Origin of the sequence: Ideonella sp. B508-1 (assembly GCF_000333615.1) — a bacterium.
Taxonomy (GTDB): Bacteria; Pseudomonadota; Gammaproteobacteria; order Burkholderiales; family Burkholderiaceae_C; genus Ideonella.
The window spans coordinates 1-10,984 of the sequence record NZ_BADL01000387.1 but is presented as its reverse complement, the minus strand read 5'-3'; the positions used below and the strand labels follow the sequence as shown (position 1 = coordinate 10,984).

The 10,984-nt window shown below is 69.7% G+C and carries 10 protein-coding genes and 1 pseudogene; 5 read left to right on the top strand and 6 right to left on the bottom strand.

Annotation, left to right across the window (positions count from 1 at the left end; genetic code table 11):
• From I73_RS16005 to I73_RS15990, 4 genes and pseudogenes are all read left to right on the top strand, one after another.
• Window positions 1-287: DUF3138 family protein (locus I73_RS16005; RefSeq protein WP_148289813.1), on the top strand; the 287-nt coding region annotated here is incomplete at its 5' end.
• Between the two features lie 90 nt (window positions 288-377).
• A complete protein-coding gene (locus tag I73_RS16000) occupies window positions 378-1,868 on the top strand; it encodes an aldehyde dehydrogenase (protein WP_022981539.1) in 1,491 nt (496 codons plus the stop codon).
• A 10-nt stretch (window positions 1,869-1,878) separates the two neighbouring features.
• Window positions 1,879-3,236, top strand: a pseudogene (gene glnT / locus I73_RS34865) (type III glutamate--ammonia ligase).
• Window positions 3,220-4,407, top strand: a complete 1,188-nt coding sequence (locus I73_RS15990; RefSeq protein ID WP_022981538.1) for an ABC transporter substrate-binding protein — start codon at window positions 3,220-3,222, stop codon at window positions 4,405-4,407. The pseudogene glnT and the gene I73_RS15990 overlap by 17 nt, the downstream one beginning before the upstream one ends.
• A gap of 20 nt (window positions 4,408-4,427) precedes the next feature.
• Here I73_RS15990 and I73_RS15985 read toward each other — a convergent pair whose 3' ends face one another.
• The 5 genes from I73_RS15985 to I73_RS15965 all read right to left on the bottom strand — a co-directional run bounded on the left by I73_RS15985 (window position 4,428) and on the right by I73_RS15965 (window position 8,981).
• Complete coding sequence (locus I73_RS15985) at window positions 4,428-4,823, bottom strand: c-type cytochrome (RefSeq protein ID WP_051049244.1); 396 nt, start codon at window positions 4,821-4,823, stop codon at window positions 4,428-4,430.
• Window positions 4,824-4,842: 19 nt separating this feature from the next.
• Window positions 4,843-6,201: a hypothetical protein gene (locus I73_RS28360; RefSeq protein WP_022981536.1), complete on the bottom strand. Its 1,359-nt coding sequence runs from the start codon at window positions 6,199-6,201 to the stop codon at window positions 4,843-4,845.
• A 65-nt stretch (window positions 6,202-6,266) separates the two neighbouring features.
• Entirely contained in the window at window positions 6,267-6,842 is a 576-nt protein-coding gene (locus I73_RS15975; RefSeq protein ID WP_159105896.1) for a cytochrome b, read from the bottom strand.
• A gap of 82 nt (window positions 6,843-6,924) precedes the next feature.
• The gene (locus I73_RS15970) at window positions 6,925-8,313 is read right to left on the bottom strand and encodes a sensor histidine kinase (RefSeq protein WP_022981534.1); all 1,389 of its coding nucleotides are present in this window, start codon (window positions 8,311-8,313) and stop codon (window positions 6,925-6,927) included.
• Entirely contained in the window at window positions 8,310-8,981 is a 672-nt protein-coding gene (locus tag I73_RS15965; protein WP_022981533.1) for a response regulator transcription factor, read from the bottom strand. The genes I73_RS15970 and I73_RS15965 overlap by 4 nt, the downstream gene beginning before the upstream one ends.
• A 103-nt stretch (window positions 8,982-9,084) precedes the next feature.
• Here I73_RS15965 and I73_RS15960 point away from each other — a divergent pair, with 103 nt between their 5' ends.
• Window positions 9,085-10,008 (top strand): DMT family transporter, encoded by a 924-nt coding sequence (locus tag I73_RS15960; protein ID WP_022981532.1) that lies wholly within the window; start codon window positions 9,085-9,087, stop codon window positions 10,006-10,008.
• Between the two features lie 6 nt (window positions 10,009-10,014).
• Here I73_RS15960 and dusA read toward each other — a convergent pair.
• A partial coding sequence (gene dusA / locus I73_RS28355) for a tRNA dihydrouridine(20/20a) synthase DusA (protein WP_022981531.1) occupies window positions 10,015-10,984 on the bottom strand: 970 nt, incomplete at its 5' end.

Below are 10,984 nucleotides of genomic sequence, written 5' to 3'. Positions count from 1 at the left end.
CGGGCCGACTACATCTAAACCGCAAGAATGGCGGCGGCTTGTTCGGCTACAGCCAGGCGGATGGCCGCAACGGCATCGGCCCCGACCAGAATGGCGGCAATCCTGATGAAGGCGCCAACCGCTATGCCGTCACCTTCGGTGGAAAGTACGCGTGGGATACCAACACCACTGTCAAGCTGGAATACCGCATCGATGGTGCTGACCGGGCCGTGTTCTACGACGTGAAGAAGGACGACTACAAGAAGTTCAACCAGATGCTGGCGACCTCGCTGGTCGTCGCGTTCTGATCCCCCGGGCGGCGCTGCGGCGCCGCCCCGCACCGACCGGGGCCGTTCGCGCTGCCGCGACGGCCCTTTTTTTGCCCCTGGAGACACACCATGCCCCACCACGTGAACTGGACTGAACGCGCCCAGGCCCTCAAGGCCGATGGCCGTGCCGTGATCGATGGCCAACGCGTGGCGGCCGTTGACGGCCAGACCTTTGCCAAGCACTCGCCGGTGGACGGCCGCTTCCTGACCGACGTGGTCCGCGGCCAGCGCGCCGACATCGACGCCGCCGTGCGCAGCGCCCGCGCCGCCTTCGAGGACCGCCGCTGGGCCGGTCAGGCCCCGGCCGCCCGCAAGAAGGTGCTGCAGCGCTTTGCCGAGAAGATCCTGGCCGCCAAGGAAGAACTGGCCCTGCTCGAGACCCTGGACATGGGCAAGCCCATCCAGTACTCGATGGGCGTGGATGTGACCGCCACCGCCCGCTGCATCGCCTGGTACGGCGAGGCCGTGGACAAGATCTACGACGAGATCGCCCCCACCGGCGACCACGCCCTGGCCATGATCACCCGCGAGCCCATGGGCGTGATCGGCGCCATCGTGCCCTGGAACTACCCGATGATCATGGCCGCCTGGAAGCTGGGCCCGGCCCTGGCCGCCGGCAATTCCGTGGTCTTGAAGCCCAGCGAAAAGAGCCCGCTGACCGCCTGCCGTCTGGCCGAACTGGCCGTCGAGGCCGGCCTGCCCCCGGGCGTCTTCAATGTGGTGCCCGGTTACGGCCACGAGGCCGGCGAGGCCCTGGCCCTGCACATGGACGTGGACGCCATCGGCTTCACCGGCTCCACCCGCGTGGGCCGCCGCATGCTGGACTACGCCGGACAGTCCAACCTCAAGCGCGTCTACAACGAGCTGGGCGGCAAGTCGGCCTTCCTGGTCTTCGAGGACTACGGCGACATCGCCCGTGCCGCCCAGACCCTGGCCGGCAGCATGTTCTTCAACCAGGGCGAGAGCTGCAATGCGCCCTCGCGCGTGCTGGTGCAGGACAGCATCGCCGATGAGTTCGTGAAGCTGCTGGCCGCCGAGGCACCCAAGTACGCCCCGGCCGACCCGCTGCACCCCGACACCGTGCTGGGCGCCCTGGTGGACGAGACCCAGCTCAAGACGGTGCTGGGCTACATCGACGCCGGCCACAGCGAAGGCGCGCAGTGCGTAGCCGGCGGCCGCCGAGCCCGTGCCGACAGCGGTGGCTACTACGTGGAGCCCACCGTGTTCGCCGGCGTCAGCAACGAGATGAAGATCGCCCGTGAGGAGATCTTCGGCCCGGTCACCAGCGTCATCCGCTTCAAGACCGAGGAAGAGGCCATTGCCATCGCCAACGCCTCCAGCTACGGTCTGCAGGCCAGCGTCTGGAGCCTCAACGTCAACCGCGCCCACCGCGTGGCCCGCGCCCTGCGTGCCGGCACGGTGCACGTCAACCAGTACGACGAGGACGACATGACCGTGCCCTTCGGCGGCTACAAGCAAAGCGGCAACGGGCGCGACAAGTCCCTGCATGCCTTCGACAAGTACACCGAACTGAAGACCACCTGGCTGCGGCTGGACTGAAGGGACACGCATGAGCGACACGCAGCGTGAGTCATTGCAAGCCCGGGGCGTGCACACGCTGCTGGCCCAGTTCACCGACATGCACGGTGTGGCCAAGGGCAAGTACCTGCCCCTGGCCCAGTTGGACGAGCTGATCGAAACCGGCGCCGGTTTTGCCGGCCCCTCCATCTGGGGCACCGGCCTGCCGCGCACCGGGTCGCGCGCGGAGTACTACGCCCGCGCCGACCTGGCGCACCCCATCGATCCCCTGCCCTGGCAGCCCGGCTACGCCCGCGTGGTCTGCGACGGCTTCGTGGCGGGCCAGCCCTTCGAGGCCTGCCCGCGCCAGGTGCTCAAGCGCGCCACTGCGCGCCTGGCCGAACGTGGCTGGCAGCTCAAGACCGGCATCGAGCCCGAGTTCTTCCTGCTGCAGAAGCGTGAGGGGCGCTGGATGCCGGCCGATGCTGACGACCGGCTGGACAAACCCAGCTACGACCTGAAGTCGCTGCCGCGCAAGGCCGCTTTCCTGCATGCGCTGCAGGAGACGCTCGGAGGCTGGGGTCGCACACCGTGCTGCAGCTCGACCACGAGGACGCCCACGGCCAGTATGAGGTCAACTTCGCCTACGACGACGCCCTGGCCAGCGCCGACCACCTGATGGGCTTCAAGCTGGCCGCCCAGGCGCTGGCCGAGCGCGAGGGCTGGGTCTTCTCGATGATGCCCAAGCCCTTTGCCAACCAGCCCGGCAGCGGCCTGCACTTCCATGTCTCGCTGTGGGACCTGAAGGACTCGGCCCACGGCAAGGGCCTCTTCAGCCCCAGCGCGGACGAGCGGGCTCAGGGTCATGACCTGTCGCTGCTGGGCCGCCAGTTCATCGCTGGCGTGCTGGCCCATGCGCCGGCGCTGTGCGCGCTGGCCGCCCCCACGGTGAACAGCTACAAGCGCCTGGTGGTGGGGGAATCGCTCTCGGGCACCACCTGGGCGCCGGCCTATGTGGCCCACGGCCCCAACAACCGCACCGCCACGGTCCGCACCCTGCCCGGCCGCTTCGAGTGGCGGCTGCCGGACGCCAGCGCCAATCCCTATCTGGCCACCGCGGTGCTGATCGCCGCCGGTCTGGACGGCATCGACCGCCGCCTGGACCCGGGGCCGGCCTGCACCGACGACCTGTTCGCCCTGTCCCTGGGCGAGATCCGCCAGCGCGGCATCCCGCTGCTGCCGCAGTCCCTGTCCGAGGCGGTGGACGCCCTGGCGGCCGACGAGGTGGTGGCCACCGCCCTGGGCCCCGTGCTGCATGGCGAGTTCCTGCGACTCAAGCGCGACGAATGGCTGAGCTACGCTCGCCACGTCAGCACTTGGGAGCTTGAGCGCTATGCCGCCACCTTCTGAACGCCGCCGCCACTGCCTGAAGGCGGCCCTGGCCGTGGGCGCCACAGCGCCCCTGCGGTCCGCCTGGGCGCAGTCCGAGCCCCTGGGCGGCAAGGAGCCGCTCCGCCTGGGGCAATCGGTCCCCCTGTCGGGGCCGGCCCAGCACCTGGGCATCGAATACCAGCGCGGCCTGCACCTGGCCATCCAGGCCGCCAATGCCGGCGGCGGTATCCGGGGCCAGCGCCTGGAGCTGATCAGCTACGACGACCGCTACGAGCCCGAGGTGGCTCTGGCCAACACCCAGGATCTGCTGGGCGGCGACAAAGTCTTCGCCCTGGTGGGCTATGTGGGCACCGACGCGGTGAACCGCTGCCTGCCCCTGGCCGAGAAGGCCGGCGTGCCGATGCTGGCGCCGCTCACCGGCGCCGAGAGCCTGCGGCGCAACCCCTCACGCTGGCTGTGGCACCTGCGCCCGGGCCTGAGCGCCGAGACCACCCTGATCGCCCGCAGCCTGCGCACCATCGGCTTCAGCCGGGTGGCAGTGCTGCAGCAGGACGACGCCGACGGCCAGGCCGGCATGGAGGCGCTGCAGCAGTCCCTGGCCGCCGCCGGTCTGCCGCCGGCCGTGGCCCTGGCGCGGGTGGCGCGCAACTCCACCAACCAGGTGGAATGGAAATCACGCGACATCCAGGCGGCCGCGCGGACGCTGATGTCGGGACAGCCGATGGCGGTGGTCTTCCTGGCCGCCTACGCCTCCACGGCGGCCGTGATGCTGGCGCTGCGCGATGCCGGCTTTGCCGGGGGCTGCTTCGCCACCAGCCTGTCCAGCGCCGCGGCCATCGGCCCGCTGCTGGGCGCGAAGGCCGGCGGCCTGTCGGTCACCCAGGTGATGCCCTCGCCCTTCGACAGTTCGCGGCCCGTCGTGGCCACCTACCAGCGCCTGCTGCAGGCCACCCGCGGGCCTGCCCCGGAATACGCTTCGCTCGAAGGTTGGGTGGCGGGCAATGCCGTGGTCGAGGGTCTGCGGCGCGTGCCACGCGGCGGCAGCCGGGCGGCCTTCATGCAAGCCATGGAAAGCCTGGCCGGCTGGGATGCAGGGGGGCTGGTGCTGCGCTGGGATGCGCAGCGTCGCCAGGCCATCTCCGACGTGGCGATGACGGTGCTGGACCGCGAGGGCCGGCCGATCCGCTGAACCGACCGGCCCGCGCAGGCTCACTTCAGCGTGGCCAGGTAGGCGATGACGTCGGCCCGGTCCTTGGCCTCGGGCAGGCCGTCGAACTTCATCTTCCCGCCGGGAATGGCCTTCTTCGGCAAGGTCAGATAAGCGTCGAGCTCGGCCTCGGTCCAGGTCTTGCCGCTGGCCTTGAGGGCGTCGGAGTAGGCGAAATCGCCCACCGCCCCGGCCTTGCGGCCGAAGCCGGCGAACAAGGAAGGCCCCTTCTTGTTCTTGCCTTCCTTGGTGCTGTGGCACTCGGCGCAGTTCTCGGCATAGACACGGGCTCCCACCTTGGCGTCGCCCGCAGCCTGCGCTGCATCGGTGTGCAAGGTGGCGCCCAGGGCCAGCAGCCCGAAGGCGCTGGCGCTCAGCAAGGATTTCAATGTCAGCATGGTCTGCTTGCTCCGCGTGTCAGAAGCTGGTCCAGGCGAAAAGGAACAGCGTGTTGTTGTCAGACGCCTTGCGGCCATTGCCGTCGACGTTGCGGAAGGCGCCGTTGTACTGGTTGTAGGCGGTGTACTGCAGGCCCAAGCGCAGATTGGCCCAAGGCGCCATCCAGGAGTCTTCCTTGCCCCAGGGCGTCCAGTCGGCCTGGAACACCGTGCCGCGGGTGTTGGGCACCATGGCGCTGTTGCTGCCATAGAGCAGGCTGTCGCGGTCGCCAGTGGTCATGAAGCGACCCAGGCTCAGCCCGTAGGTCTGCTGGTAGTTGTAGGAGGCGTTCAGGCGGGTCTCGCGTAGGAAGCCGCGGGCATGGTCCGCCCCACCGGCGGCCACCATGGCGTCCCGGTTCTGGCGCTCCCAAATGGTGCTGCCTTGCACGGTGAACATGTGCTCGCGAGTGCCCAGGAACTGGTATTGACCATCGATGCCGACATCGTGGTAAGTGTTGCGCGGGCCACCCGGCTGACGATCAGGCTGGATGCCGGCATTGAAGCCAAACAGGCCCAGCGAATAGGCCCGGCTGTGGTGATCCTGGAACCAGGCCAGACGCCAGTAGCCGGCATTGGAGACGCGGCCCGGGTCATCCGCGGTACCCAGGCTCATGCGCTCCTGCAGTGCGCGCGAGATGTCGCGGTAAGCGCCCAGCTCGGCATACCACTGGTTGTCATAGAAGCCGTAGCCGGTCAGGCCCAGCACATGCTGCTCCAGCCCGCCGTTGATCAGCGTGCCGGTCTGCGGGCCGCTGAAGCCCAGGGCCGAGGCCACGTATGGGTAGCCCCAGACCGGCAGGGTGTTGAACGGGTCCTGCACGCCGGGGTTGTTGTTCAGCGAGACACCCAGGGTCAAATCCTTGCCGGCCAGGCTGGTGCTGTGGGCGAAGCGCACGTCCATCTGGTCCAGCGAGGTGGACTTGCCCACGCCGTCGTAGGTGATCTGGGTGAAGGTGCCCAGTTGATCGGCCAGGCGGCCGGCGATGAACAGCGAGGCCTCGTCCAGGGTCTTGTTGTTGTTGAGCTTGGCCCCATCGGCCGGCGGCTCGGCCTGTTCCTTGGCAGTGCGGGTCATCGACGCGACCAGCATGCCCGACAGGGGCAGCTTGCCGGCCTGGCCATCGGTGTCGGCATAGCCGCCCAGCTTGAACTTGACGCCATAGGGCGTCAGCTGCGGGCCGAAGCCGCCCACGTGGCAGGCCACGCAGTCCTGCCCGGTCTGGCGGGCGTAGCTGGGAACGGCCTGGCTCGGAGTGGCCGCGGTCAGGGCGGCCAGCAGGCCGGCGGCCTGCGCCAGCCAGAAACGCCATCGGCGCGGATGTCGGGACATGGTCATGCGTTCGTCTCCTCTCGGAACGGGGGTGGTTTCAAAAACGGAAGGGAAGAAGACGGCGGAGCGATTCAGCGCGAAGCGCGGGCCGGCGGCCACATCGCCGCGAGCACGCCGTCCCGGCGCACCCAGTGGTGAAACAGGGCTGCGGCGGCGTGCATGCCGATCAGTCCGGCCAGGATCCAGGCCAGCGTGCCGTGCCAATCCTCCAGCGTGTCGGCCAGGTCCGGGTTCGGCTCGATCAGGGCGGGCAGATGCCCACCCCAGGGCAGGTTCACGGTCTGGCCCTGGGCACTGCTGAGCACCCAGCCCAGCAGCGGCAGGCCCAGCATGAAGAGGTAGAGCAGCGCATGGATGCCCCCAGCGATCCAGCGCTGCCAGGCCGGGTCATCGGAGGTGCCTTCGGCCAGGCGCAAGCGGGTGCGCAGCAGCAGGCGTGTCAGCGCCAGCAGGGCGATGGACAGGCCCGCCCAGCGGTGCAGCATCAGCAGCAGCGTCTCCAGCGCCTTGCCGTCCACGAACTCGCGCCCGAGCACGAAGGCGAAGACAGCCACCAGCAGACCGAAGGTCAGCCAGTGGGCCACCACGATGGGGCGCGGGTGCCAGGCCGTCGAGTCGGGCGTGGTGGAAAGTTCCGAAGAAGCCATGGTCGTCTCAGGTGCGTCGAACATGGCTCATAGGCTAGAAGGGGCCAACCTTCAAAAGCCTGACAGTGACTGAAAGGGAATGTCACGCGGGGGCCGGAAACTCCACCCGCACCCGCAGGCCCTTGCCATCGGCGCCGTCCAGCAGGCGCACCTGAGCCTGGTGGCGCTCGGCCACTTCGCGAACGATGGCCAGGCCCAGGCCGCTGCCACCGGGCGCCGCCCCTGGCGCCTGGAAAAAGCGGTCGAACACCTTGTCGCGCAGGGCCGATGGGATGCCCGGCCCCTCGTCCTCCACCTCCAGCCAGGGCGCGCCCTGCGTATCGCCGCCGTTGCGCACCGTCACCCGGCTGCCCGGCGGGCTGTGGCGCAGCGCGTTGTGGATCAGGTTGCCCAGCAGCTCATGCAGCATCCAGGCCGAGCCCTGCACCACCGCGGGCTGCGGTTCGAAGCCCAGATCCACCCCGGCGGCCAGCGCCGTGTCCAGCCACTGGGAGGCAGCATCCTCCAGCAGCTCGGCCAGGTCGACCGGCGCCGCAGCCTCGGCTCCAGCCGCCTGGGGCCCGGAGCGCGCCAGGGCCAACATCTGGTGGGTCGAACGGGTCATGCGCTGGAGTGCCTCCTGCACCCCCACCAGACGCTCACGCGGCTCGCCACTCACCTCGCGGCTGACCAGCTCGATCTGGTTGATGACCCCGGCCAGCGGCGTGCGCAGCTGGTGGGCTGCGTTGGAAAGAAAGGCTTGCTGCACCTGAGCCGAAGCCCGCAAATGGGCCATCAGCCGGTTCAGCGCGGCCACCAGCGGCTTGAGCTCACTGGGCAGCGGAGACTCGGGAATCAAGCCCAGGTCCTCCTGCGACCGGTGCCCCACCTGCTCGCTCAAACGGTCCAGCGGTGCCAGGGCGAAATTCACCCCCAGCCACACCAGCCCCAGGGCCAGCAGCAGCAGCACCAGATTGGGCACGATGGTGTCCACCAGCACGTGGTGGGTCTGGGCCACGCGCCGCTCCGTCGTCTCGGCCACCACCACGGTGATCGGCCCCACCGGGGAGCGGTGTGGCAAGGCCACCACCCGCACATCGCTGCCCTGCCAGCGCGTGTCGGCAAACACCGCCCAATCGCCACGGGGCGGTTCGATCAGGGACATCAGACGCCCATCGCCCCCCAGCACCTGGCCTTGGGCATCGAGCACCGCGAAGAACAGCCGGTCCCGGCCATCGGCCAGCTGCATCACCTGCACGGTGCGCGCGAGATGGGGGCCGACGTCGTCGTCGTGCGCGTCATCGGCATCCACGTCCAGGCGCGTGGCCAGAGCGATGGCGATGCGCGAGAGCGCCAGATCCTGGTTCGAGCGCGCCCCGGTCGCCCACTGGNTGTAGTCGTACACGGCGCTGAGCAGCAGCACGGGCAACAGCGGCCACCACAGCAGACGCAGCAGCCGGCCGCGCAACGAAGGCGGATCGGCCAACCTCATGCCGGCTCCAGATCCAGCCGGTAGCCGATGCCGCGCACGGTGCGGATCGTCACGCCGCTGCCAGCCAGCTTGTTGCGCACCCGGGACACGTAGATCTCGATGGCGTTGTCGGTGATCTCCTTGTCCCAGCGGCTGAGGCTGTCGGCCAGCTTGCGTTTGGCCAGCACCTTGGGCGTGGCCAGCACCAGGGCCAGCAGCAGGTCCCACTCGCGACCGGTCAGGGTCAGGGGCTGGCCCGCCAGCTCGGCCTCGTGGCTGGCGATGTCCATGGCCAGCGAGCCCACCTCCACCCGCGAGCTGGCCGCCGACTGGCTGCGGCGGATCAGGGCCTGCACCCGCGCCAGCAGCTCCGGCAGCAGGAAGGGCTTGATCAGGTAGTCGTCGGCCCCTTCGTTGAGGCCCTGCACGCGGTCGTCCAGACCGTCCCGCGCGGTCAGCATCAGCACCGGCACCTTGTTGCCGCCGCGCCGCAGGCGCCGCAGCAGTTCCAGGCCGTCCATGCCGGGCAGGCCGATGTCCACGATGGCCAGATCGTGCATGCCGTGGGACAGGGCGTCCAGTGCCGGCTCGGCCGCACCCAGCACGTCCAGCTCCATGCCCGCCTCGGCCAACGCGGCCGCCAGGGCCCGTTGCAGCAGTTCGTCGTCCTCGACCAGCAGGATGCGCATCCCCAACCCCGTTGCCGCCCATGCCGGGCACCGTATCGCATCCTAACGCCAGGTGGCGGCGGCCCCGCGCCACGGCAAGGGATCGGCTACCCTGTCGGCCCTCATGTCTTCGCCCTCCTCCTCCCGCGCACTGGCCTATGCCAGCCTGGCCGCCAGCATGGCGCTGGTCGGCAGCTATGTCGGCCTGTCCAAGCTCCTGGTGGCCGTGTTCCCCATCTTCCTGCTGGCCTGGCTGCGCTTCGGCCTGGCGGCACTGGCCATGGCCCAGTGGGTGAAACGCCCACCGGGCGAGGCCCCGCTGAGCGCGGCCGACCGGCGCCTGCTCTTCCTGGAGAGCTTCCTGGGCAACTTCCTGTTCTCCATCTGCATGCTCTTCGGCGTGGCGGCCACCTCGGCCGTGGCCGCCGGGGTGGTGATGGCCGGCATTCCCGCTGCCGTGGCCCTGCTTTCGCGCCTGTGGCTGAAGGAGCCGCTCAGCCCCCGGGTGATGGCCGGCGTGGCCTGCGCGGTGGCGGGCATCGCTCTGTTGGCCTTGAGCCGGCACGGCAGCAACGCAGCCGTCCCCGCGCCCTGGTGGGGCTACGGCCTGCTGCTGGGCGCCGTGTTCTGCGAGGCCTGCTACATGGTGATCGGCAAGAAGCTGACGGCCCAGGTCTCGCCCCGTCGCATCAGCGCGCTGATCAACCTCTGGGGCCTGGCCCTGGTGACGCCGTTGGGCCTGTGGCAGGCCCTGCGCTTCGACTTCGGCGCAGTGCATGCCGCGCACTGGGGCCTGCTGGGTTTCTACGCCCTGGCCGCCAGCGTGGTCACCGTCTGGCTCTGGATGAAGGGCCTGCGCCATGTGCCGGCCCAGCAGGCCGGCGTGTTCAGCGTGATGCTGCCGCTGTCGGCCACCGCCGTCGGCGTGCTGTTCCTGGGCGAATCGCTGGCGCTGGCCCAGGTGCTGGCGCTGGGCCTGGCCCTGACGGGGCTGTTGCTGGCCACCTGGCCGCAGCGCAACGCCCCGGCCCCACGCGCCGCCAGTTGAGCAGGATCAGGCCGCCGCCGGTGCCCCGCGGTGGGCGTGGCGGTACACCGCCTCGGGCCGCTCGCCCTTGAGTCGATGGTCCGACCACACTTGGCGCCAGCGGCGCGCTCCCGACAAGCCGTTGTGCAGGCCCAGCATGTGGCGCGCGATGTGGGCCCAGGGCGTGGCGGCCGCGGCATGGCGCTCGGCCATGTAGCGCACCATGGCCTGCTCCACCGCATCGCGGTCGCTGGCCGGGTCGGCCGCCTCACCCCAGAAGCGCGTGTCCCAGTCGGCCATCAGCCAGGGGTTGTGGTAGGCCTCGCGACCCACCATGACGCCGTCGACATGGGCCAGGTGGGCGGCGATCTCCTCGTTCGTCTTCACCCCGCCGTTGAGCACGATGGTCAGTTGCGGAAACTCGCGCTTGAGTTGGTAGACCAGCTCGTAGCGCAGCGGCGGGACCTCGCGGTTCTCCTTGGGGCTCAGGCCCTTGAGCCAGGCATTGCGGGCGTGGACGATGAAGACCTCGCAGCCCGCCTCGGCCACCGTGCCGACGAAGTCCCGCACGAAGGCATAGCTCTCTTCCTTGTCGATGCCGATGCGGTGTTTGACCGTGACCGGCAGCGCCGCCTGCCCGGCCTGGGAAGGCTCGGCCGCCTCGCGCATCGCGCGCACGCATTCGGCCACCAGCGGGGCCTCGGCCATCAGGCAGGCGCCAAAGGCCCCGCGCTGCACCCGTTCACTGGGGCAGCCACAGTTCAGGTTGACCTCGTCGTAGCCCCACTGCCGGGCCAGGCGCGTGGCGTGGGCCAGTTCCTCGGGCTCGCTCCCCCCTAATTGAAGGGCCAGGGGATGCTCCTCGGCGCCATAGTCCAAATGGCGCGCCTGGTCACCAAAGCGCAATGCGCCGGTCGTCACCATCTCGGTGTAGAGCCGGGTCTGGCGGGTGAGCTGGCGATGGAAATGCCGGCAATGGCGGTCGGTCCAGTCGAGC

What these genes read in the sequence shown, in the direction of transcription:
- I73_RS16000 (WP_022981539.1), top strand. Translation starts at nt 378, where the DNA reads ATGCCCCACCACGTGAACTGGACTGAACGCGCCCAGGCCCTCAAGGCC.
- I73_RS15990 (WP_022981538.1), top strand. Translation starts at nt 3,220, where the DNA reads ATGCCGCCACCTTCTGAACGCCGCCGCCACTGCCTGAAGGCGGCCCTG.
- I73_RS15985 (WP_051049244.1), bottom strand. Translation starts at nt 4,823, where the DNA reads ATGCTGACATTGAAATCCTTGCTGAGCGCCAGCGCCTTCGGGCTGCTG.
- I73_RS28360 (WP_022981536.1), bottom strand. Translation starts at nt 6,201, where the DNA reads ATGACCATGTCCCGACATCCGCGCCGATGGCGTTTCTGGCTGGCGCAG.
- I73_RS15975 (WP_159105896.1), bottom strand. Translation starts at nt 6,842, where the DNA reads ATGGCTTCTTCGGAACTTTCCACCACGCCCGACTCGACGGCCTGGCAC.
- I73_RS15965 (WP_022981533.1), bottom strand. Translation starts at nt 8,981, where the DNA reads ATGCGCATCCTGCTGGTCGAGGACGACGAACTGCTGCAACGGGCCCTG.
- I73_RS15960 (WP_022981532.1), top strand. Translation starts at nt 9,085, where the DNA reads ATGTCTTCGCCCTCCTCCTCCCGCGCACTGGCCTATGCCAGCCTGGCC.